The sequence below is a fragment of the Enterobacter sp. FW301-JW81 genome (assembly GCF_058788735.1).
Map to the genome: position 1 here is coordinate 15,735 of NZ_JBYTBA010000010.1, position 22,537 is coordinate 38,271.

Below are 22,537 nucleotides of genomic sequence, written 5' to 3' on the forward strand. Positions count from 1 at the left end.
GCGCGGGCCTACGACAGGTAGGCCGGGTAAGCGTTAGCGCCACCCGGCAATACCGCGGTATCCACGTCATGCACCACGATGTTAGGCAAATCCTGACGGCGCTAATTAACGGCGCATTACCCCTGTATCAGGTGCACTTTGTCGCGCCTGCCGGGAAGAACATCCGAACATCACCTTGTCTCTCGGTTATCCTGGAAACCCGCTGCGAGGCATTCTTTTCCACATCCGGGCACGTCCCGCTTCATTCTTCAAACATTCTCAGAATAAGCTTCGGTAAACAGCAGCTGACGCTTGAGCTCCATCGGAGCAACGTCCTTTTACAACAGCTGCAGGTCGCCAGGCGAGGCCCCCGAACGGGCGCGTTTCTCCTGCAAACGCTCAACGAGCTGCACATGCAGCCGACCGAGCAGGACACGGCCAGGCTGGTAGTGTTAAGTCTACTTAGCCACTGCCGCGATCTGCTTGGCAGCGAGATCCACACTGATAGCCGCAGCCGTGCGCTCTTCGAAGCCGTTCGTCGCTTTATTGACGAACATCATGCCTCAGCGCTGACCCGGGATTCCGTTGCCGAGGCGTTTTATATTTCCCCTAACTATCTCTCTCACCTGTTTCAGAAGACCGGAAACGTCGGGTTCAATGAATACCTGACGCAGACGCGTCTGGAACACGCTCGCCAGCTGCTCAAGAGATACGATTTAAAAATTAAGGATATTGCGGCGCGGTGCGGGTTTATGGATAGCAACTATTTCTGCCGTCTCTTTCGCAAACACACCGAACGCTCCCCTTCCGAATATCGCCGCCAGTACCACAGCCAGCTGATCGCCAAAAACTAGCACTGTGATCGGCATCGCACTTCGTTAAGCAGAATACATTTGTCCAGTATTTGGCAAAATTGACCTGTATCGGCCGCGCCTGGCCGGGCCTTATCCTTTATTTAACCTTTCTGACTTAAGGAAAAATAATGGAACTGTACCTGGATACCGCCAACGTGGCAGAAGTAGAACGTCTGGCCCGCATCTTCCCTATTGCGGGTGTCACCACCAACCCAAGCATCGTCGCTGCCAGCCGCGAATCCATCTGGGACGTGCTGCCGCGCCTGCAAAAAGCCATCGGGCCGGAAGGCACGCTGTTTGCGCAAACCCTGAGCCGCGATGCAGAAGGTATGGTGGCGGAAGCCAAGCGCCTGAGTAACGCCGTACCGGATATCGTGGTCAAAATCCCGGTTACCGCTCAGGGGCTTATCGCGATTAAAGAGTTGAAAAAAGAGGGGATAACCACGCTGGGAACCGCCGTTTACAGCGCTGCGCAGGGCTTACTCGCCGCACTGGCGGGGACGCAATATGTCGCGCCGTATGTCAACCGCGTCGACGCTCAGGGCGGTGACGGCATCCGCATGGTCCAGGAGCTGCAGTCCCTGCTGGAGCTGCACGCACCGGACAGCAAAGTGCTGGCCGCCAGCTTCAAAACACCGCGTCAGGCGCTGGACTGTCTGCTCGCGGGATGTGAGGCAATCACGCTTCCTTTAGACGTAGCGCAACAAATGCTCGGCACCCCAGCGGTAGAGTCAGCCATAGAGAAGTTCGAGCAGGACTGGAAAAACGCGTTTGGTAACCTCAACCTGTAAGGGAGAACTGTTATGGACCGTATCATTCAATCGCCGGGGAAATATATCCAGGGCGCTGATGTGCTTACCCGTCTCGGCGACTATCTGAAACCCCTGGCACAACGCTGGCTGGTCGTCGGCGATAAGTTTGTACTGGGTTTTGCCGAAGAAACCTTGCGACAAAGCTTTAAAAAAGCAGAGCTGCATGCCGAAATCGCGCCGTTTGGCGGCGAATGTTCACAAAATGAAATCGATCGACTGAAAAAACTCGCTGACGGCGCCGACTGCATGGCGGTACTGGGCATCGGGGGCGGTAAAACGCTGGATACCGCTAAAGCGCTGGCCCACTTCATGGACGTGCCCGTCGCGATTGCGCCGACGATCGCGTCCACCGATGCGCCGTGCAGCGCCCTTTCCGTTATCTACACGGACAGCGGCGAGTTCGATCGCTACCTGATGCTGCCGCACAACCCGAACATGGTCATTGTGGATACGAAAGTGGTGGCGGGTGCGCCTGCACGTCTGCTTGCCGCCGGGATTGGCGATGCGCTGGCGACCTGGTTTGAAGCACGCGCCTGCTCGCGCAGCGGCGCAACCACCATGGCCGGTGGTAAATGCACTCAGGCGGCATTAGCGCTCGCCGAGCTGTGCTACAACACGCTGGTTGAAGAGGGGGAAAAAGCGATGCTGGCAGCGGAACAGCACGTGGTCACACCGGCGCTGGAACGCATTATCGAAGCCAACACCTATCTCAGCGGCGTCGGCTTTGAGAGCGGCGGGCTGGCCGCGGCGCATGCTATTCATAACGGTATGACGGCCGTGCCAGACGCGCATCATTTCTATCACGGCGAAAAAGTGGCGTTTGGTACGCTGACGCAGCTGGTGCTGGAAAATGCGCCGGTAGAAGAAATAGAGACCGTCGCGGCGCTTTGCCACAGCGTTGGGCTGCCCATTACGCTGGCGCAGCTGAACATCAAAGAAGACATTCCGGCCAAAATGCGTCTGATTGCCGAAGCGTCCTGTGCACAAGGAGAAACCATCCATAATATGCCTGGCGGCGTCACGCCGGATCAGGTCTATGCGGCGCTGCTGGTGGCCGATCAGTACGGACAGCGATTTTTGCAGGAGTGGGAGTAAATAGCATGAATAAAAATCCCCGCATCGACGGGGATTTTTTTGCCCGTAGGCCGGGTAAGGCGTAACCGCCACCCGGCACAATGGTTACTTCACGTCAAACCGGTCCAGATCCATCACCCTCGCCCATGCTGCAACGAAGTCGCGGACGAACTTCTCGTGCGCATCATCACTGGCATAAACCTCCGCCAGCGCGCGCAGGACGGCGTTAGAACCGAAGACCAGATCGGCGCGGGTGGCGGTATATTTCACTTCACCGCTGGCGCGATCGCTTCCGGCAAACAGTTCATTTGATTCATCGGTCGCCTTCCACTGGGTATTCATGTCCAGCAGGTTCACGAAGAAATCATTGCTCAGCACACCTTCGCGGTCAGTGAACACACCGTTCTTACTGCCGTCGAAATTAGCCCCCAACGCGCGCAGGCCACCGATCAGCACCGTCAGCTCGGGTGCGGTCAGCGTCAGCTGCTGGGCTTTATCAATCAGCAGAGATTCCGTCGTGGACACATCCACCTGCGCACGGTAGTTGCGGAAGCCATCGGCAACCGGCTCGAGCAGGTTAAACATCTCGATATCCGTTTGATCCTGACGGGCATCCACACGGCCCGGCGTGAACGGTACGGTGACGTACACGCCCGCAGCTTTCGCGGCTTGCTCTACGCCTACCACGCCCGCCAGCACGATGATATCGGCCAGGGAGGCTTTGTTGGTGGTGCGCTGGATAGCTTCCAGAGCTGGCAGCGCGCGCACCGCTGCGGCGTTCACGTCCCAGTCACGCTGAGGGGCCAGCGCCAGACGCGCACCGTTGGCGCCGCCACGCTTATCGCCACCGCGGAAGGTTGACGCTGACGCCCAGGCAACGGAAACCAGCTCGCTGACGGACAGGCCGGATGCCGCAATTTCCGCCTTCAGGCTTTCAATGTCCTCTTTGGTCGGATTGAATACCGCCTCCGGCAGCGGATCCTGCCAGATCAGATCTTCTTTCGGCACTTCCGGACCGAGGTAACGCGATTTAGGTCCCATATCGCGGTGGGTCAGTTTGAACCACGCGCGCGCGAAGGCTTCGTTGAAGGCCTGCGGGTCGTTCAGGAAACGGCGGGAAATCTTTTCGAATTCCGGGTCAAAACGCAGCGTCAGGTCGGTAACCAGCATCGTTGGCTTACGTTTTTTCGACGGGTCGAACGGGTCAGGCATGATTTCCGGTGCATCCACGGCTTCAAACTGAATCGCGCCTGCCGGGCTGCGGGTCTGCACCCATTCAAATTTGAACAGGTTCTCGAAGAAGTAATTGCTCCACTGGGTCGGGGTTTGGGACCAGATAACTTCCAGGCCGGAGGTAATGGCGTCAGCACCAACGCCCGTGCCGTGCGTGCTGGCCCAGCCAAGGCCCTGCGCTTCAATCGGTGAGGCTTCCGGGTCGGTGCCAACGTGGGTGGCTTCACCCGCGCCGTGGGTTTTGCCGAGGGTGTGACCACCGGCAATCAGCGCCACGGTTTCTTCGTCGTTCATGCCCATGTTGCCGAAGGTGGCGCGAATCGCCGCTGCCGCTGACAGCGGTTCACCGCTGGCGTTTGGTCCTTCCGGGTTAACGTAAATCAGCCCCATTTCGGTGGCGGCCAGAGGGCGCTTCGCCAGCGCTTCCGGGTCACGATGGGTCAGCCAGGCTTTTTCATCGCCCCAGTTTACGTCGAGATCCGGTTCCCAGACGTCTTCACGCCCGGCACCAAAACCAAAGGTGCGGAAGCCAGAGTTCTCCAGCGCCACGTTACCCGCGAGGATGAACAGGTCAGCCCAGGAGATTTTTTGTCCGTATTTTTTCTTGATGGGCCACAGCAGACGGCGCGCTTTATCGAGGCTAACGTTATCCGGCCAGGAGTTCAGCGGCGCAAAGCGCTGTTGACCGCGTCCTGCCCCACCGCGCCCGTCAACGGAGCGATAGGTACCCGCGCCGTGCCAGGCCATACGGATAAACAGGCCCGCATAGCTGCCCCAGTCGGCTGGCCACCACGGTTGAGAGTCGGTTAAAAGTGCTTTGAGGTCGCCTTTAAGGGCAGAGTAATCGAGTTTGCTAAATTCTTTGCGGTAGTCGAAGTCTTCACCCAGAGGGTTAGAACGGTTGGAATGTTGGTTAAGAAGATCGATGCGGAGTTGTTTTGGCCACCAGTCACGGCTGCCTGTACCTGCACCCGCGCTGTGATCGACGCCGCCCTGGTGGAACGGGCATTTGCCGACTGATGCCGCTTTATTGGTCTCGTCTGACGTGCTCATCGCTATGCTCCCTTTTACAGTGTTACCGTTACGATATACACCACTAGCAATAAGATATAGTTGAATTAATCCACAGATTCGATAGCTAATACCTTTTAACTTTTTATCTGACTAAAAAACCCTCATATTTTTGAGGGCTTTATGCTCATTACGCCGGGCGCACGCCGAGCGTATGACAAATGGCGTAACTCATCTCCGCGCGGTTCAGCGTATAGAAGTGGAAGTCTTTCACGCCTTCGCGGCTTAAGATCTTCACCATGTCCATCGCGATATTGGCCCCCACCAGCTTGCGGGTTTCCGGGTCATCGTCCAGCCCTTCGTACATTTTGGACATCCACAGCGGGATGCGCACGTTGGTCATATCGGCAAATTTCTTTGCCTGTTTGAAGTTAGAGACCGGCAGGATCCCCGGGATGATTTCAACGTCGATGCCCGCGGAGACGCAGCGGTCACGAAAGCGCAGGTAGCTTTCCACATCAAAGAAGAACTGGGTAATGGCACGGTTCGCGCCGGCGTCCACTTTACGCTTCAGGTTAAGCAGATCGGCCTGGGCACTTTTCGCTTCCGGATGAACTTCAGGATAAGCGGCAACGGAGATATCAAAGTCGGCCACATCCTTCAGCAGCGCGACCAGATCGGTTGCATACATATCCGGCTTGCCGCTACCCGGCGGCAGGTCACCGCGCAGCGCAACAATATGGCGGATGCCGTTGTTCCAGTAATCCTGGGCAATGGCGCGCAGCTCGTCGCGAGTGGCGTCGATACAGGTGAGGTGCGGCGCCGCTTCCAGGCCGGTACGATCTTTAATGCCTTTAATGATGCTGTGCGTACGGTCACGCTCGCCGGAGTTAGCCCCGTACGTCACGGAGACAAACTTCGGTTTCAGGCTGCTGAGACGATCGATAGAGCTCCACAGGGTTTGCTCCATTTCACTGGTGCGCGGCGGGAAAAATTCAAAAGAGACGTTAATCTGGCCGTTTACCTCAGCCAGGCTCTGATTCAGTGCTTCCCGCTGGTTGGCGTGAAAAAAGCTCATACCTTACCTCTATCTATCGCGTGTCGTTGTTTGTTGTGTTGTGAACTTCTATACGTTTAGACGTCCAGATGTAAAAATGACGGAAAAGCGGAGGGACGTCAACATAAATAATCAACAATAACGGTGAGGTTTGCTCAGGGAAGATGAAGGGAATTCATGATGGGGGTGAGTGCGGTCTGATGCCCTCACCCTAACCCTCTCCCACAGGGAGAGGGAAATACAGAGGTTACAGTAGCTTAGCCAGACGGTTGATGTCGGACTGGATCGCCCCCGCTGTGACGTCGCGCCCCGCGCCAGGACCACGGATCACCAGCGGGTTATCGCGATACCAGCGGCTTTCGATGGCGAAAACGTTATCGCACGGCAGCAGCGCCGCCAGCGGATGTTCAGGACGCACCGCCTCGACGCCGACTCGCGCTTTTCCGTTCGCCTCGAAACGCGCCACGTAGCGCAGTACCAGCCCCATTTCATTAGCCGCTTCCAGACGCTGCACCATCTGCTCGTTAAGCTCTTCACCATTTTCAAAGAAATGGTCCACAGAACCCTCTTCACAGCCGGCAGGGACCAGCGATTCGACGCGGACGGCATCCGGTTCGATGTCATAACCGGCTTCACGCGCCAGGATCACCAGCTTACGCATGACGTCTTTACCTGAGAGGTCAACGCGCGGATCGGGTTCCGTTAAGCCCTGCTGCCATGCCTGATCCACCAGGTCAGTAAACGGTACGGTGCCGTCAAACTGCAGGAACAGCCAGGAGAGCGTGCCGGAGAAAATACCGCTCAGCGCCAGAATGCTGTCGCCGCTCTCAATGAGGTCGCGCACCGTATGGTTCACCGGCAGGCCCGCGCCAACGGTAGCGTTGTACAGCCAGTGGCGCCCTGTTTTTTCAAACGCGTCGTGGATCTGGCGGTATTTATCGGTGCTGCTGGCGCCCGCCAGCTTATTGGCGCTGATGACGTGGAAACCGTGGCTCGCGAAATCAAGATACTGATCGGCAAGCTGTTCACTGGCGGTGACGTCCAGCACCACCAGATCGTCATACGGGTGCGCACGCATCCACAGGAACAGCGACTCTTCATCCTGCTCGACGGCTTCATCATTGAAGAAGGCAAGCGCGCGGCTCGCGTCCAGTCCTTCGTAGTTCAGCAGGCTGCGGCGGCTGTCCACGACGCCCGCGAGAATGAATTCAAACCCGGTACGCGCCGAGAGCGTGACCTGTTCGCGGGCAAACAGCTCCAGCCAGCGGGAACCGATATTGCCTTTACCAAACAGCACCAGTCCGATGCGTTTTTCCGCGCGGAACAGAGAGGTATGCAGACCCTGAATCAGGCTCTCGGTTGGCCCTTTGCGCAGGACGGCGACCAGGCTGATGCCCTCTTCCGACTGCCAGGTAAACTCGACCGGCTGGCCTTTCAGCTGCTGCCAGAAGCGGTGGCAGTGCAGCGGATTACGGGTGACGCCCGCACCCACCATTGCCACCAGCGCCAGCCCCTGACGCAGGCGAAGCTCGCCCGGCAGGCCCGCTTCATCCAGGATTTTCAGCGCGCTGTCCGCCACTTCAGCGGTATAGCAGAACTGCAGCAGCTGGCGATCGTTATGCACGCCAACCGCCAGCGGACGCACCTGGGCACGCTTTAATACCAGGTCGATGTCTTTATGCGCCAGTTTGAAGTCCTGACCCGCAGGGACCTGGAACTCAATCAGGCAGATGTCGTCGTGGCTGGTGACAATACGCGCCCCGGTACCGGACGCCAGCACGCGCTCAATGCGCGTGGAGCCCTGATCCGGGGTATAGCTACAGCGCAGTTGCAGGTCGATATCGCTACCGGAAACCGGCTGCAGCGTGCGCGCGTGCAGCACCGGTGCGGCCAGACGCGCCAGCTCGCTGGCTTCATCCAGGCGCAGCAGCGGCAGCAGGCAGGCATCCTTCACTTTACGCGGGTCCGCGCTGTAAACACCGGCCACGTCGCTCCAGATGGTGACGCGGGACACGCCCGCCAGGGCACCAATTTGCGTTGCCGAGTAGTCGGAGCCGTTACGGCCCAGCAGCACGGTTTCACCCGCGTTGCTGCGGCTGATAAAGCCGGTCACCACAATGCGTTTGCCCGGGTGCTGCACCAGCAGCTGTTGCAGCAGCGGGTAGGACAAGCCTTCATCCACCTGCGGCTGCGCGGCGCGTTCGGCGCGCAGGAAATCGCGCGCGTCGAGCCAGGCTGCGTCGACACCCAGATGTTGCAGAACGGCGGCCATCAGGCGCGCGGACCACACTTCACCGTGGCCCACCACTTCGGCATACACCGCATCGGTAATTCCGCTGTCCAGCAGAGCCGCCAGACGCTCAAGGTCATGGGTAAAGGCGCTGATCAGCCCGTCCGCCACGTCCGCAGGCAGCAGGCCGGCAATCAGCTCGCTCTGGTAACGACGTAAGGACTGTTGCACCTGATGCGCAGAAAGGCGATCGGTCTGGCTCAGTTTGAGCCAGCTAATCAACTGGTTGGTGGTGCTGCCTGCCGCAGAGACAACCATCATGTCCCCCGGCTGCGAATACTCTGTCATGATCCCTGCAACGCGCAGGTAACATTTCACATCAGCAAGACTACTACCACCAAACTTGTGCAGCTGACGACCCTTCGCCCCTGCCTGCGCTATCACACTCATGATTACCCCTTGGCTGCGACCCGGAAGCCATTTTCCAGATCGGCAATTAAATCTTCAGAATCTTCAATACCGGTTGAGATTCGCAGCAGCGTCTCAGAAATACCGGCGGCGGCACGTGCTTCGGGTGCCATACCTGCGTGCGTCATGGTCGCGGCGTGGGAGATCAAGCTTTCAACCCCACCTAAGGATTCCGCCAGCGTAAACAATGACAGCCCGCTCAGGAAGCGACGCAGCGTTTGCTCGTCACCGTCCAGTTCAAAACTTAACATCGCGCCAAATCCCTTCTGCTGGCGCGCGGCAATCTCGTGCCCCTGGTTTTCAGGCAGCGACGGGTGATAGAGCTTCTTCACCAGCGGCTGCTTTTTCAGGAAATCGACAATCGCCTGGGCATTGCGCTGCGCCACGTCCATGCGCGGCGACAGCGTGCGAATGCCGCGTAACAGCAGATAGCTGTCGAAGGCCCCGGCGGTGACGCCAATGTTATTCGCCCACCATGCCAGTTCGGTGACAACGTCAGGATCTTTGGCAATCACCACGCCCGCGACCACGTCAGAATGGCCGTTCAGATATTTTGTGCATGAATGCAATACCAAATCGGCACCCAGTGCGAGTGGGTTCTGAAGGGCCGGACTGAGGAACGTATTATCCACTACACTTATCGCTCCCGCATCCCTTGCGAGACGACAAATTTTCGCAATATCGACAACGCGCAACAATGGATTGCTTGGACTTTCCACCAGCACCAGCTTCGGCTTCTCTGCCAGCGCCTGTTTCAGCGCCTGTTCGTCGTTTTGATCGACAAACAGCACGCGATAGCAGCCGCGTTTCGCCAGGCTATCAAACAGACGATAGCTGCCGCCGTAGCAATCGTGCGGCGCAACCAGCAGGTCACCCGGCTTCAGGAACACTGTAGTCACCAGGTGAATGGCGGACATTCCCGTATTGGTTAATACTGCACCTGCGCCACCTTCCAGCTCCGCCAGCGCGCGCTGGGTCACGTCACGCGTAGGGTTGCCACGACGCGAGTAATCATGCGCGCGGGGTTCATTAAATCCGGTGAAATTATAGGTACTGGAAAGATGAATCGGCGGGACAACGCAGCCGTACTGCTCGTCATCATTTAATCCGCTACGCACTGCAATAGTGGCCTGTTTACGCGTCATGGTGAGGGCTTCCTGGCGAATGAGGTGAAAAGTCAGGCACCAGAGTAAACATTGAAAGTATGGACGTCAATACATCTGGACATCTAAACTTCTTTGCGTATAGATTGAGCAATGCGCAAATAGCCGTTAAAATTATATGCTTTAGTGCACGCTGCAGCGGCAATATCCGTGCCACGGTATCGTCTCTACGGTAAACTAGGCAAGATTGCGGTTCAAAACGGGTGGTTACAGGTTTTGCACCTTTAGATAAATGACTGAGAGGATTAAAGGTATCTCATGGCTGAATGGAGCGGCGAATATATCAGCCCATACGCTGAGCACGGTAAGAAGAGTGAGCAAGTAAAGAAAATTACGGTTTCCATTCCTCTGAAGGTGTTGAAGATCCTCACCGATGAACGTACGCGTCGTCAGGTGAACAACCTGCGCCACGCAACCAACAGCGAACTGCTGTGCGAAGCGTTTCTGCATGCGTTTACCGGTCAACCGTTGCCAAACGATGACGATCTGCGCAAAGAGCGTAGTGACGAAATCCCGGAAGAGGCGAAGGTGATCATGCGTGAACTGGGTATTGACCCGGAGACGTGGGAATACTGATAAGCGGATACAAAAAAGGCACCTTGCGGTGCCTTTTTTTCGGGAAACTTATTTAGCGCCCGGGATGCTGAAACGCTTGTTGAAGCGGTCAACACGGCCACCGGTTGCAACATCACGCTGCTTACCAGTGTAGAACGGGTGGCATTTGCCGCACACGTCCAGGTTCAGATCGTGACCCACGGTAGAGCGGATCTGGATAGAGTTACCGCAAGAACAGTTTGCAGTAATCATTTCGTATTTCGGGTGAATATCTTTTTTCATGGGAGAACCTCAGTTAAGGCCGCGTCGCTCTTCCAGCCCTAACGCCAGACACCACGCGATGTTGATTGTAAGTTCTTTGGCGTAAAGTACACCAAAGGCGGCGAATCATACAGAATTTGACCAACGTATGCAAACTGATCCGCACGCCGCTTTCACTAATGTGTATACTAACGCGCCACTTTTCAAGTCAGGAAGATTCGATGCCCGTCGCTCACGTTGCCCTGCCCGTTCCGCTTCCCCGCACCTTTGACTATCTGCTGCCTGACAGCATGAGCGCCAAAGCGGGCTGTCGCGTGACCGTGCCGTTTGGCAAACAGCAGCGCGTGGGGATTGTTGTCTCCATCAGCGATAAGAGCGAACTGCCGCTTAACGAACTGAAGTCGGTCGTTGAGGTGCTGGACAGCGAGCCGGTTTACTCCACCAGCACCTGGCGACTGCTGCTGTGGGCGGCGGATTATTATCATCACCCGATTGGCGACGTCCTGTTCCATGCCCTGCCGATCATGCTGCGCCAGGGCAAAAGTGCCAGCCATGCGCCAATGTGGTACTGGTTTGCGACCGAGCAGGGTCAGGCGGTCGACATCAACAGCCTGAAGCGCTCCCAGAAACAGCAGCAGGCGCTGGCGGCCCTGCGTCAGGGGAAAATCTGGCGCCATCAGGTTGATGAGCTCGAGGTCAGCGAAACGGCGCTCCAGGCCTTAAGAAAGAAAGGGCTAAGCGAACTGGCAAGCGAAGCACCTGCCCTTTACGACTGGCGGGAGAGTTTCTCCGTTTCAGGGGATCGCCTGCGTCTGAATACCGAGCAGGCCACCGCCGTCGGCGCGATTCATAGCGCCTCCGATCATTTCTCTGCCTGGCTGCTGGCGGGGGTCACCGGTTCAGGCAAGACCGAAGTCTACCTGAGCGTACTGGAAAACGTGCTCGCACAGGGCAAACAGGCGCTGGTGATGGTGCCGGAAATTGGCCTGACGCCGCAAACCATCGCTCGCTTTCGCGAACGCTTTAACGCGCCCGTTGTGGTACTGCACTCCGGCCTGAACGACAGCGAACGTCTCAGCGCCTGGCTGAAAGCGAAGAACGGCGAAGCGGCGATTGTGATCGGCACCCGCTCGTCGCTGTTTACGCCGTTTAAAAACCTTGGCGTTATCGTGATCGACGAAGAGCACGACAGCTCCTATAAACAGCAGGAAGGCTGGCGCTATCACGCCCGCGATCTGGCTGTTTATCGCGCCCACAGCGAGCAAATTCCTATTATTCTCGGCTCCGCCACGCCAGCGCTCGAAACGCTGCACAACGTGCGCCAGCGTAAATACCATATGCTTCGCCTGACGCGTCGGGCGGGGAATGCCCGTCCGGCCATTCAGCACGTGCTGGATCTGAAAGGTCAGCAGGTTCAGGCGGGGTTAGCGCCCGCGCTTATTACCCGCATGCGCCAGCATTTGCAGGCGGGGAACCAGGTCATCCTGTTCCTTAACCGCCGCGGATTTGCGCCCGCCCTGCTGTGCCACGACTGCGGCTGGATTGCCGAGTGCCCGCGCTGTGACCATTACTACACCTTCCACCAGGCCCAGCGTCATCTGCGCTGCCACCACTGCGACAGCCAGCGCCCGGTGCCGCGCCAGTGCCCGTCATGTGGTTCAACGCATATTGTGCCGGTCGGTCTGGGAACGGAGCAGCTGGAACAGGCCCTTGCGCCCTTCTTCCCCGACGTGCCCCTGTCCCGAATCGACAGGGACACCACCAGCCGCAAAGGGGCGCTGGAACAGCAGCTGGCGGAAGTGCATCGCGGCGGGGCGCGCATTTTGATTGGCACCCAGATGCTGGCCAAAGGGCACCACTTCCCGGACGTGACGCTGGTCGCTCTGCTGGACGTGGATGGCGCGCTGTTCTCTGCGGATTTCCGCTCAGCCGAACGCTTCGCTCAGCTTTATACCCAGGTGGCAGGACGTGCGGGACGCGCCGGCAAACAGGGTGAAGTTGTGCTGCAAACGCACCACCCGGAACACCCGCTGCTGCAAACCCTGCTGCATAAAGGCTATGACGCCTTTGCCGAGCAGGCGCTGGCCGAGCGACAGACGATGCAACTGCCGCCGTGGACCAGCCACGTTATCATCCGCGCGGAAGATCATAACAACCAGCAGGCGCCGCTTTTCCTGCAGCAGCTGAGAAATCTCCTGCAGGCCAGCCCGCTGGTGGATAACCAGCTGTGGATTTTGGGCCCGGTGCCAGCGCTGGCACCAAAGCGCGGCGGACGCTTCCGCTGGCAAATTTTGCTTCAGCACCCCTCTCGCGTTCGTCTTCAGCACATCGTCAGCGGCGCGCTGGTACTGATTAATACCCTGCCCGAAGCGCGAAAAGTGAAGTGGGTGCTGGACGTTGATCCCATCGAAGGTTGAAGACGGATCGAAAAATTTAACGCTCCTCACACTTTTTATGAAAATTCTGTAACCGATTCCATTAACTATCTGTAAAAATGGTAATGGCAGAAGTTCGGTGTTCAGGCGAGGAGAAGACGTTGAAGTCCAGGAAAGAGGTTGCCACAGCGACCATGAAAGACGTTGCCGAGAAAGCACAAGTCTCTACGGCAACCGTGTCCCGCGCATTAATGAACCCGGACAAAGTCTCCCAGGCGACCCGTAACAAGGTTGAGCAGGCAGCGCTGGAAGTGGGTTACTTCCCGCAGGCGATGGGGCGTAACGTGAAGCGCAATGAGTCGCGCACTATCCTGGTAATTGTGCCGGACATCTGCGATCCCTTCTTCAGCGAGATCATTCGCGGTATCGAAGTGACGGCCGCGGAGCAAGGCTACCTGGTGCTGATTGGCGATTGTGCCCATCAGAACCAGCAGGAAAAAACCTTTATCGACCTCATTATTACCAAGCAGATCGACGGCATGCTGCTGCTTGGCTCGCGCCTGCCGTTTGATGCCAGCATCGAAGAGCAGCGTAATTTACCGCCTATGGTAATGGCCAACGAGTTCGCGCCAGAGCTGGAGCTGCCGACCGTCCATATTGATAACCTCACCGCCGCGTTCAACGCCGTAAACTATCTCCAGGAGCTGGGGCACAAGCGTATAGGCTGCATTGCCGGGCCGGAAGAGATGCCGCTGTGTCACTACCGCCTGCAGGGATACGTTCAGGCGCTGCGCCGTACCGGCGCTACGGTCGATCCGCATTACATTGCGCGCGGAGACTTTACCTTCGCAGCCGGTGGACAGGCGCTGGAAAAGCTTCTGGACCTGCCTGAACCGCCAACCGCCGTATTTTGTCACAGCGACGTGATGGCGCTAGGCGCATTATCGTATGCCAAACGCCGCGGCCTGCGGATCCCGAAAGATTTATCGATCATCGGATTCGATAATATTTCGCTTTCAGAATTTTGCGATCCACCGCTCTCAACGGTCGCTCAGCCGCGCTATCAAATCGGCCGTGAAGCGATGCTGCTTTTGTTGGATCAGCTTCACGGTCAAACAGTTAGCAGCGGTTCGCGGTTGCTGGACTGCGAACTGATTGTCCGCGGCTCTACCCAGGCATTGACTTAAAGTAAACGTCTTTAGGACACCCTTATCTGGTCAAAGCCCCGCCGCTTAAGTAACATGGCGGACTGACGAACGAATAAATACAGCGAAACGATAGTGGCACAACGAGATTATGTACGTCGCGGCCAGCCGGCACCTTCGCGACGCAAAAAGAGTAGCTCAAGGAAAAAGCAACGTAACCTGCCTGCTGTCTCGCCAGCAATGGTCGCTATTGCTGCGGCTGTAGTCGTCGCCTTTATTGGTGGCCTGTACTTTATCACGCACCATAAAAAAGAAGAGTCTGAGGCGCTTCAGGCCAGCAAAGTGGCCGGAAATGGCCTACCTCCGAAGCCTGAAGAGCGCTGGCGCTATATCAAAGAGCTGGAAAGCCGTCAGCCTGGGGTCCGTGCGCCAACCGAACCTTCTGCAGGTGGTGAAGTGCAGAATGCAAATCAGCTGACGGATGAGCAGCGTCAGCTGCTGGCACAAATGCAGGCCGATATGCGCCAGCAGCCTACGCAGCTGAACGAAGTGCCGTGGAATGAGCAGACGCCGGAACAGCGCCAGCAAACGCTGCAGCGACGTCAGGCGCAACAGCAAATTCAGCAGCAACAGAAGCAACAGCAACAACAACAGTGGGCGCAAACCCAGCCGGTGCAGCAGCCAAAAGCACAGCCGCGGGTAACGGAACAGCCATACCAGCAGCAGACGCGAACGGCGCAGTCCCAGCCTGTTCAGCAGCAGCCAAAAGCGCAGCCGCAAAAACAAGCGGCTCAGCCGTATCAGGATCTGCTGCAGACGCCAGCGCATACCGCCACGCAGCAGCCGAAAACGCAGCAGGCCGCGCCGGCCACTAAAGAGACCGAGGCGCCGAAGCAGACGGCAGAGAAAAAAGACGAACGCCGCTGGATGGTGCAGTGCGGTTCGTTCAAAGGCGCCGAGCAGGCTGAAACGGTGCGTGCACAGCTGGCCTTTGAAGGGTTTGATTCGCGTATTACCACCAATAACGGCTGGAATCGCGTGGTGATTGGTCCGGTCAAAGGCAAAGAAAATGCCGATGGCACCATTTCTCGTTTGAAAATTGCCGGTCACACAAACTGTATTCGACTCGCCTCCGGGGGTTGAAACCCCCAAATTCCCCCCCATCTATCATTTAATTCAGCCCTGAGCACAGGCTCAGGGCTTCTGTTTCCCGATTCTGTAACCAGGGGGTCTGCTCGTGACAACAATAGTAAGTGTACGCCGTAACGGCCATGTGGTAATCGCCGGTGATGGCCAGGCCACGCTGGGTAATACCGTCATGAAAGGCAACGTGAAGAAAGTGCGTCGTCTCTACAACGACAAGGTGATCGCCGGTTTTGCAGGCGGCACGGCTGATGCCTTCACGCTGTTTGAACTGTTTGAACGTAAACTGGAAATGCACCAGGGTCATCTGGTGAAAGCCGCCGTTGAGCTGGCAAAAGACTGGCGTACCGACCGCATGCTGCGCAAGCTCGAAGCGCTGCTGGCGGTAGCCGATGAAACGGCATCGCTGATCATCACCGGCAACGGTGACGTGATTCAGCCGGAAAATGACCTGATTGCCATCGGCTCTGGCGGCCCTTATGCCCAGGCTGCAGCCCGCGCGCTGTTGGAAAACACCGACATGAACGCGCGTGATATCGCGGTGAAGGCGTTGGATATTGCAGGTGATATCTGCATCTATACCAACCACAACCACACCATCGAAGAATTGACCTCCAAAGCGTAAGGATCTCCCATGTCTGAAATGACCCCACGCGAAATTGTCAGCGAACTGAACAAACACATTATCGGCCAGGATAACGCGAAGCGTTCCGTGGCTATCGCTCTGCGTAACCGCTGGCGCCGTATGCAGCTTGACGAAGAGCTGCGCCACGAAGTCACGCCGAAAAACATTCTGATGATCGGCCCGACCGGCGTCGGTAAAACCGAAATTGCCCGTCGTCTGGCCAAACTGGCTAACGCACCGTTCATCAAAGTTGAAGCCACCAAGTTCACCGAAGTGGGCTATGTGGGTAAAGAAGTGGACTCCATCATCCGCGATCTGACCGACTCGGCGATCAAAATGGTGCGCGTCCAGGCGATTGAGAAAAACCGCTATCGCGCGGAAGAGATGGCCGAAGAGCGCATTCTCGACGTGCTGATCCCACCAGCAAAAAACAACTGGGGTCAGGCTGAGCAGCAGGCGGAACCGTCTGCCGCACGTCAGGCGTTCCGCAAAAAGCTGCGTGAAGGCCAGCTGGATGATAAAGAGATTGAGATCGATCTCGCTGCCGCGCCAATGGGTGTGGAAATCATGGCGCCTCCGGGAATGGAAGAGATGACCAGCCAGCTGCAGTCCATGTTCCAGAACCTGGGCGGCCAGAAGCAGAAAGCGCGTAAGCTGAAAATCAAAGACGCGATGAAGCTGCTGATTGAAGAAGAAGCGGCGAAGCTGGTAAACCCGGAAGAGCTGAAGCAGGACGCTATCGACGCGGTTGAGCAGCACGGCATCGTGTTTATTGACGAAATCGACAAAATTTGTAAGCGCGGCGGCAACAGCTCCGGCCCGGATGTTTCCCGTGAAGGCGTTCAGCGCGACCTGCTGCCGCTGGTTGAAGGCTGCACCGTTTCTACCAAGCACGGCATGGTGAAAACGGACCACATTCTGTTTATCGCTTCAGGCGCGTTCCAGGTTGCCAGCCCGTCAGATCTGATCCCTGAGCTGCAGGGGCGTCTGCCCATCCGCGTTGAGCTGCAGGCGCTGACAACCGAAGATTTCGAACGTATCCTGACCGAGCCAAACGCCTCTGCTACCGTTCAGTACAAAGCGCTGATGGCGACCGAAGGCGTGAACCTTGAGTTCACCGAAGACGGCATCAAACGTATCGCTCAGGCCGCATGGCAGGTGAACGAAACCACCGAGAACATCGGTGCGCGTCGTCTGCACACCGTGCTGGAACGCCTGGTGGAAGATATCTCTTATGATGCGAGCGACCTGAACGGTCAAACCGTTACCATTGACGCAGAATATGTGAGTAAACATCTGGATGCGTTAGTGGCAGATGAAGATCTGAGCCGTTTTATCCTATAATCGCGGTTACTGGATTCTCATCACGTTTAATGGGGGCTAATGCCCCCATTTTTATTGGCTAAATACTTATGACTGACATCAGCCGTACTCAGGCGTGGCTCGAAAGTCTGCGCCCTAAAACCCTTCCTCTGGCCTTTGCCGCGATTATCGTCGGTACGGCGCTTGCCTGGTGGCAGGGTTATTTTGATCCGCTGGTCGCCACGCTGGCATTGATTACCGCAGGCCTGCTGCAAATCCTCTCCAATCTCGCCAACGACTACGGCGACGCGGTGAAAGGCAGCGACAAGCCCGATCGTATAGGGCCGCTGCGCGGGATGCAGAAAGGTGTAATTACCCAGGCGCAGATGAAACGCGCGCTGATTATCACCGTGGTGCTGATCTGCGTGTCCGGCCTGGCGCTGGTGACGGTTGCGTCTAAGACCACCAGCGATTTTATTGGCTTCCTGGTGTTGGGTTTATTGGCCATTATCGCGGCCATCACTTACACCGTTGGTACGCGCCCCTACGGTTATATTGGACTCGGGGATATTTCCGTACTGGTGTTCTTCGGCTGGCTGAGCGTGATGGGCAGCTGGTACTTACAGGCGCATACGGTGATCCCTGCCCTGTTCCTGCCCGCGACCGCCTGCGGTCTGCTGGCGACAGCGGTGCTCAACATCAACAACCTGCGCGACATAGACAGCGATCGTGAGAACGGCAAAAACACCCTGGCGGTTCGTCTGGGTCCGGTGAATGCGCGTCGCTACCATGCCTGCCTGCTCATTGGCGCGCTGGTCTGCCTGGCGCTGTTTAACCTGATTTCCCTGCAGAGTTTGTGGGGGTGGCTGTTTGTGCTTGCCGCGCCGCTGCTGGTGAAACAGGCCCGCTTTGTGATGCGTGAGCTCAGCCCGGCAGCCATGCCGCCGATGCTGGAGCGAACGGTAAAAGGCGCCCTGCTGACTAACCTGTTGTTCGTCATCGGGATTGTTTTAAGCCAGACGCTCAGTTAGCTGACAAATATCAATTAACAATTGATGATTTTGCCAACAACGCATTTCGCACGATATACTGAACACATTCGCAGCAACCGAGCGTTAAACCTATGAAATACGATACCTCCGAGCTCTGTGACATCTATCAGGAAGATGTCAACGTCGTTGAACCGCTGTTCTCCAACTTTGGTGGACGGTCGTCGTTTGGCGGTCAAATCGTCACGGTGAAATGTTTCGAGGACAACGGGTTGCTGTACGATCTGCTCGAACAGAACGGCCGCGGCCGCGTTCTTGTAGTCGACGGCGGCGGTTCCGTGCGCCGTGCATTAATTGATGCGGAACTGGCCGGCATTGCCGTTCAGAATGAGTGGGAAGGCCTTGTGGTGTACGGTTCCGTGCGCCAGGTGGACGATCTGGAGGAACTGGATATCGGGATTCAGGCCATCGCGGCCATACCGGTAGGGGCGGCGGGTGACGGCATCGGCGAAAGCGACGTGCGCGTTAACTTCGGCGGCGTGACCTTCTTCTCCGGGGACCATCTCTACGCCGATAACACCGGGATTATTCTTTCTGAAGATCCGCTGGATATTGAGTAGTAGAACAGTCAGCGTGAACCATAAAAAAACCGCCAACAGCAATGTGGCGGTTTTTTTGTCCCTTAGGATTCGCGGTCCGTTGGGTTATCTTGCAACCTTTAACCAGGATTTTTATCTTACCCTGGTTCATCCCTCTGGTAACCCCCGTCGACCCTTTATAAATTCCTAATTTCCTCTGAAGGCCTTAACTACGCTACTGTTGCTCATTATGATGCATCGTCCCTTTCCGCCATCTCGCACATGGGCATCGGTCCAGGGAAAGGTGTATTCACAACCGTAAAGCAACCTTTAACCGGACTTGTGTCCACTGACTTATCACCGGTGGTGAACGGTGGAGCGGTTAGCTGCAGGGACCGCATAATGAAACGCTATTTATGTATCGCGTTCATTGTCGCCAGCGTACTCGTGGTAAAGAGTGATGAACCGAGTGGGTTTATTGCTTATGCTGTGACAGCGCAGGACAAGTAGCGTTAAGGCCGCCTCGGGCGGCCTTTTTTATGGTTGAAATCAGCGTGCAATAACCATAAAAAAGCCGGGTGGCGGCTTCGCCTTACCCGGCCTACTTAGTCATCCCTGAGGGGATCAGACTTCTTCCATACGTCCCAGCAGCGCCTGCAGACGATCCTGCCAGCCGTTCTGCTGTTCGCGCAGCTGGTTGTTTTCGCGCTCCAGTTCTTCGCGGCCGTGCTGAGCGTTCTGAACTTCCTGCGCCAGGCTGTTGTTCTTCTCTTTCAGTTCTTCAATTTCCATCTGCAGCAGGGTGATGGTGTCAATCGCCTGCTGTACTTTCGATTCCAGTTTCTCAAACACTTCTAAAGACATGATGCTACCTCTCCTGAATTGCAAGGCGACGCTTTAACATAAACGCGCACGACATATACCGTCGATTGTATGGAGCGCGGCGCTCTGTGTCCAGCGACACGCCGCGCAGATCGCGGTTTGCAACACTTTTAGGTCTGGTCCTGGTGCGTTCGCGTCATATACCCCTAAATTGTTAACTCATTCGTTAATGAAATGATTCAGCTCACATTCCAGCGCTGATGCAAAAATGTGCTTTATGGCGCGAAAACGCTCATTTTATTGACGCAGACCACACATTTTGATTTCGATATTTCTCGTTTTTGCTCGTTAACGATAAATTAACACTATGTCTACAGGACATCGTGGCTGTCACGGGCGGCCATGCTAACAATAAACATCAATCTCTTCAGGATTCCGATTATGAGTCAGACATCAACCTTAAAAGGCCAGTGCATTGCCGAGTTCCTTGGTACCGGGTTGCTGATATTCTTCGGAGTGGGCTGTGTCGCTGCACTGAAAGTGGCGGGTGCCAGTTTTGGTCAGTGGGAAATCAGTATCATCTGGGGTCTGGGCGTGGCGATGGCCATCTACCTGACTGCAGGGGTTTCCGGTGCACATCTTAACCCGGCGGTGACTATCGCACTGTGGCTGTTCGCGTGCTTCGACGGACGCAAAGTTGTTCCTTTCATTATTTCTCAGTTTGCCGGCGCGTTTTGCGCAGCGGCGTTAGTTTACGGGCTTTATTACAATCTTTTCATCGACTTCGAACAGACGCATCATATGGTGCGCGGCAGCGTCGAAAGTCTGGATCTGGCAGGTATCTTCTCAACCTATCCAAACCCGCATATCAATTTTGTGCAGGCGTTCGCAGTTGAAATGGTGATTACCGCTATTCTGATGGGCGTCATTATGGCATTGGGCGATGATGGCAACGGCATTCCGCGTGGCCCGCTGGCGCCATTGCTGATTGGCCTGCTGATCGCCGTCATTGGTGCGTCCATGGGCCCGTTAACAGGGTTTGCGATGAACCCGGCGCGTGACCTGGGTCCAAAAACCTTCGCCTTCTTTGCTGGATGGGGCGACGTGGCCTTCACCGGTGGCAAAGATATTCCTTACTTCCTGGTACCGCTTTTCGGGCCAATCGTAGGGGCGGCACTGGGTGCATTTGGCTATCGCAAATTAATTGGTCGCCACTTACCGTGCGACACCTGTGTGGAAGAGGAGAAGGAAACGACTTCTACCGCACAACAAAAAGCTTCGCTGTAATCTGACTACGGGACACATACCATGACCGAAAAAAAATATATCGTTGCACTCGACCAGGGCACTACCAGCTCCCGCGCTGTCGTAATGGATCATGACGCGAACATCGTCAGCGTGTCACAGCGCGAATTTGAACAAATTTATCCTCGTCCAGGCTGGGTAGAACACGACCCGATGGAGATCTGGGCGTCACAAAGCTCCACGCTGGTCGAAGTGCTGGCGAAGGCCGATATCAGTTCCGACGAAATTGCCGCCATTGGTATTACCAACCAGCGAGAGACCACCGTCGTTTGGGAGCGCGAAACCGGTAAACCTATTTACAACGCCATCGTCTGGCAGTGCCGCCGTACCTCAGAAATTTGCGAAAAACTGAAGCGCGAGGGCATGGAAGATTATATCCGTAGCGCAACAGGCCTGGTGATTGACCCGTATTTCTCCGGCACCAAAGTGAAGTGGATCCTCGACCACGTGGAAGGTTCTCGTGAGCGTGCTAAGCGCGGCGAGCTGCTGTTCGGTACCGTTGACACCTGGCTTATCTGGAAGATGACTCAGGGACGCGTTCACGTCACCGACTACACCAACGCCTCGCGTACCATGCTGTTCAACATCAACACCCTGGAGTGGGATGACAAGATGCTGGACGCGCTGGATATTCCACGCGCGATGCTGCCTGAAGTGCGCAAATCTTCAGAGGTATACGGCCAGACCAACATCGGGGGTAAAGGCGGTACGCGTATTCCTATCGCCGGCATCGCCGGTGACCAGCAGGCGGCGCTGTTCGGCCAGCTGTGCGTCAAAGAAGGGATGGCGAAGAATACCTACGGCACCGGCTGCTTTATGCTGATGAACACCGGCGAGAAAGCGGTGAAATCAGAAAACGGCCTGCTGACCACCATCGCCTGCGGCCCGCGCGGCGAAGTGAACTATGCCCTGGAAGGTGCGGTGTTCATGGCCGGTGCGTCCATTCAGTGGCTGCGTGACGAGATGAAGCTGATCAGCGATGCGTTCGACTCCGAATACTTCGCGACCAAAGTGAAAGACACCAACGGCGTGTACGTGGTGCCTGCGTTCACCGGTCTGGGCGCACCGTACTGGGATCCGTATGCACGCGGCGCGATTTTCGGCCTGACGCGTGGTGTGAACTCTAACCACATTATTCGCGCCACTCTGGAATCTATCGCCTATCAGACGCGCGACGTGCTGGAAGCGATGCAGGCTGACTCCGGCATTCGTCTGCACGCCCTGCGCGTGGACGGCGGCGCGGTCGCGAACAACTTCCTGATGCAGTTCCAGTCCGACATTCTGGGCACCCGTGTTGAGCGCCCTGAAGTGCGCGAAGTGACGGCGCTGGGTGCGGCGTATCTTGCCGGTCTGGCGGTAGGCTTCTGGCAGAATCTGGACGAGCTGCAGGAAAAAGCGGTGATCGAACGCGAATTCCGCCCTGGCATCGAAACCACCGAGCGCAACTTCCGCTACAGCGGCTGGAAGAAAGCGGTGAAACGCGCCCTGGCGTGGGAAGAGCACGACGAGTAACCATATATTCCCTCTCCCCTGGGGAGAGGGTCAGGGTTAGGGGC

General features: G+C 56.7%; 19 protein-coding genes. 13 read left to right on the forward strand and 6 right to left on the reverse strand.

All coding sequences use genetic code 11. The features are described 5' to 3' along the window. Positions 1-68: 68 nt before the first annotated feature. The 3 genes from AC3WOK_RS22370 (at position 69) to gldA (ending at position 2,740) form a co-directional block, all read left to right on the forward strand. A complete protein-coding gene (locus AC3WOK_RS22370) occupies positions 69-833 on the forward strand; it encodes a helix-turn-helix transcriptional regulator (RefSeq protein WP_063958108.1) in 765 nt (254 codons plus the stop codon). Positions 834-961: 128 nt separating this feature from the next. Further along, positions 962-1,624 (forward strand): fructose-6-phosphate aldolase, encoded by a 663-nt coding sequence (gene fsa, locus AC3WOK_RS22375; RefSeq protein ID WP_447856534.1) that lies wholly within the window; start codon positions 962-964, stop codon positions 1,622-1,624. Between the two features lie 12 nt (positions 1,625-1,636). Beyond that, on the forward strand, positions 1,637-2,740 hold the full coding sequence (gene gldA / locus AC3WOK_RS22380; RefSeq protein ID WP_059312368.1) for a bifunctional L-1,2-propanediol dehydrogenase/glycerol dehydrogenase: 1,104 nt from the start codon (positions 1,637-1,639) through the stop codon (positions 2,738-2,740). Between the two features lie 84 nt (positions 2,741-2,824). Here gldA and katG read toward each other — a convergent pair whose 3' ends face one another. From katG to metB, 4 genes are all read right to left on the reverse strand, one after another. Continuing rightward, positions 2,825-5,005, reverse strand: a complete 2,181-nt coding sequence (gene katG / locus AC3WOK_RS22385) for a catalase/peroxidase HPI (RefSeq protein WP_063429678.1) — start codon at positions 5,003-5,005, stop codon at positions 2,825-2,827. A gap of 148 nt (positions 5,006-5,153) precedes the next feature. Next, positions 5,154-6,041: a methylenetetrahydrofolate reductase gene (metF, locus tag AC3WOK_RS22390; RefSeq protein ID WP_059312366.1), complete on the reverse strand. Its 888-nt coding sequence runs from the start codon at positions 6,039-6,041 to the stop codon at positions 5,154-5,156. Positions 6,042-6,267: 226 nt separating this feature from the next. Beyond that, the gene (locus AC3WOK_RS22395; protein WP_047345503.1) at positions 6,268-8,700 is read right to left on the reverse strand and encodes a bifunctional aspartate kinase/homoserine dehydrogenase II; all 2,433 of its coding nucleotides are present in this window, start codon (positions 8,698-8,700) and stop codon (positions 6,268-6,270) included. A 2-nt stretch (positions 8,701-8,702) separates the two neighbouring features. Beyond that, on the reverse strand, positions 8,703-9,863 hold the full coding sequence (metB, locus tag AC3WOK_RS22400) for a cystathionine gamma-synthase (protein WP_059312365.1): 1,161 nt from the start codon (positions 9,861-9,863) through the stop codon (positions 8,703-8,705). A gap of 276 nt (positions 9,864-10,139) precedes the next feature. Here metB and metJ point away from each other — a divergent pair, with 276 nt between their 5' ends. Next, positions 10,140-10,457: a met regulon transcriptional regulator MetJ gene (metJ, locus tag AC3WOK_RS22405; RefSeq protein ID WP_003862042.1), complete on the forward strand. Its 318-nt coding sequence runs from the start codon at positions 10,140-10,142 to the stop codon at positions 10,455-10,457. Positions 10,458-10,505: 48 nt separating this feature from the next. On the opposite strand, the gene rpmE is transcribed toward metJ, so the two are convergent. Beyond that, positions 10,506-10,718: a 50S ribosomal protein L31 gene (rpmE, locus tag AC3WOK_RS22410; protein ID WP_003862040.1), complete on the reverse strand. Its 213-nt coding sequence runs from the start codon at positions 10,716-10,718 to the stop codon at positions 10,506-10,508. A gap of 200 nt (positions 10,719-10,918) precedes the next feature. Here rpmE and priA point away from each other — a divergent pair, with 200 nt between their 5' ends. The 7 genes from priA to rraA all read left to right on the forward strand — a co-directional run bounded on the left by priA (position 10,919) and on the right by rraA (position 18,896). Then, complete coding sequence (gene priA / locus AC3WOK_RS22415; protein WP_492355127.1) at positions 10,919-13,114, forward strand: primosomal protein N'; 2,196 nt, start codon at positions 10,919-10,921, stop codon at positions 13,112-13,114. 119 nt (positions 13,115-13,233) lie between these two features. Next, a complete protein-coding gene (gene cytR / locus AC3WOK_RS22420; RefSeq protein ID WP_059311797.1) occupies positions 13,234-14,259 on the forward strand; it encodes a DNA-binding transcriptional regulator CytR in 1,026 nt (341 codons plus the stop codon). A 93-nt stretch (positions 14,260-14,352) separates the two neighbouring features. Next, positions 14,353-15,360, forward strand: a complete 1,008-nt coding sequence (gene ftsN / locus AC3WOK_RS22425; protein WP_492355128.1) for a cell division protein FtsN — start codon at positions 14,353-14,355, stop codon at positions 15,358-15,360. Between the two features lie 94 nt (positions 15,361-15,454). After that, complete coding sequence (hslV, locus tag AC3WOK_RS22430) at positions 15,455-15,985, forward strand: ATP-dependent protease subunit HslV (protein WP_008501802.1); 531 nt, start codon at positions 15,455-15,457, stop codon at positions 15,983-15,985. Positions 15,986-15,994: 9 nt separating this feature from the next. Further along, entirely contained in the window at positions 15,995-17,329 is a 1,335-nt protein-coding gene (hslU, locus tag AC3WOK_RS22435) for an ATP-dependent protease ATPase subunit HslU (RefSeq protein ID WP_023309685.1), read from the forward strand. A gap of 68 nt (positions 17,330-17,397) precedes the next feature. After that, positions 17,398-18,318: a 1,4-dihydroxy-2-naphthoate polyprenyltransferase gene (gene menA / locus AC3WOK_RS22440; RefSeq protein WP_492355129.1), complete on the forward strand. Its 921-nt coding sequence runs from the start codon at positions 17,398-17,400 to the stop codon at positions 18,316-18,318. A 92-nt stretch (positions 18,319-18,410) separates the two neighbouring features. Beyond that, entirely contained in the window at positions 18,411-18,896 is a 486-nt protein-coding gene (rraA, locus tag AC3WOK_RS22445; protein ID WP_025758826.1) for a ribonuclease E activity regulator RraA, read from the forward strand. A gap of 582 nt (positions 18,897-19,478) precedes the next feature. On the opposite strand, the gene zapB is transcribed toward rraA, so the two are convergent. After that, complete coding sequence (gene zapB / locus AC3WOK_RS22450; protein WP_010436935.1) at positions 19,479-19,718, reverse strand: septal ring assembly protein ZapB; 240 nt, start codon at positions 19,716-19,718, stop codon at positions 19,479-19,481. 399 nt (positions 19,719-20,117) lie between these two features. Here zapB and AC3WOK_RS22455 point away from each other — a divergent pair, with 399 nt between their 5' ends. Continuing rightward, positions 20,118-20,963 carry an MIP/aquaporin family protein gene (locus AC3WOK_RS22455; RefSeq protein WP_010436934.1) on the forward strand — a complete coding sequence of 282 codons (846 nt, stop codon included), beginning with the start codon at positions 20,118-20,120 and terminating at the stop codon, positions 20,961-20,963. Positions 20,964-20,984: 21 nt separating this feature from the next. Continuing rightward, a complete protein-coding gene (gene glpK / locus AC3WOK_RS22460; protein WP_047345509.1) occupies positions 20,985-22,493 on the forward strand; it encodes a glycerol kinase GlpK in 1,509 nt (502 codons plus the stop codon). Positions 22,494-22,537: the final 44 nt, after the last annotated feature.

Coding starts and splice junctions, on each gene's coding strand:
- AC3WOK_RS22370 (WP_063958108.1), top strand. CDS start 69: ATGCACCACGATGTTAGGCAAATCCTGACGGCGCTAATTAACGGCGCA.
- fsa (WP_447856534.1), top strand. CDS start 962: ATGGAACTGTACCTGGATACCGCCAACGTGGCAGAAGTAGAACGTCTG.
- gldA (WP_059312368.1), top strand. CDS start 1,637: ATGGACCGTATCATTCAATCGCCGGGGAAATATATCCAGGGCGCTGAT.
- katG (WP_063429678.1), bottom strand. CDS start 5,005: ATGAGCACGTCAGACGAGACCAATAAAGCGGCATCAGTCGGCAAATGC.
- metF (WP_059312366.1), bottom strand. CDS start 6,041: ATGAGCTTTTTTCACGCCAACCAGCGGGAAGCACTGAATCAGAGCCTG.
- AC3WOK_RS22395 (WP_047345503.1), bottom strand. CDS start 8,700: ATGAGTGTGATAGCGCAGGCAGGGGCGAAGGGTCGTCAGCTGCACAAG.
- metB (WP_059312365.1), bottom strand. CDS start 9,863: ATGACGCGTAAACAGGCCACTATTGCAGTGCGTAGCGGATTAAATGAT.
- metJ (WP_003862042.1), top strand. CDS start 10,140: ATGGCTGAATGGAGCGGCGAATATATCAGCCCATACGCTGAGCACGGT.
- rpmE (WP_003862040.1), bottom strand. CDS start 10,718: ATGAAAAAAGATATTCACCCGAAATACGAAATGATTACTGCAAACTGT.
- priA (WP_492355127.1), top strand. CDS start 10,919: ATGCCCGTCGCTCACGTTGCCCTGCCCGTTCCGCTTCCCCGCACCTTT.
- hslU (WP_023309685.1), top strand. CDS start 15,995: ATGTCTGAAATGACCCCACGCGAAATTGTCAGCGAACTGAACAAACAC.
- menA (WP_492355129.1), top strand. CDS start 17,398: ATGACTGACATCAGCCGTACTCAGGCGTGGCTCGAAAGTCTGCGCCCT.
- rraA (WP_025758826.1), top strand. CDS start 18,411: ATGAAATACGATACCTCCGAGCTCTGTGACATCTATCAGGAAGATGTC.
- zapB (WP_010436935.1), bottom strand. CDS start 19,718: ATGTCTTTAGAAGTGTTTGAGAAACTGGAATCGAAAGTACAGCAGGCG.
- AC3WOK_RS22455 (WP_010436934.1), top strand. CDS start 20,118: ATGAGTCAGACATCAACCTTAAAAGGCCAGTGCATTGCCGAGTTCCTT.
- glpK (WP_047345509.1), top strand. CDS start 20,985: ATGACCGAAAAAAAATATATCGTTGCACTCGACCAGGGCACTACCAGC.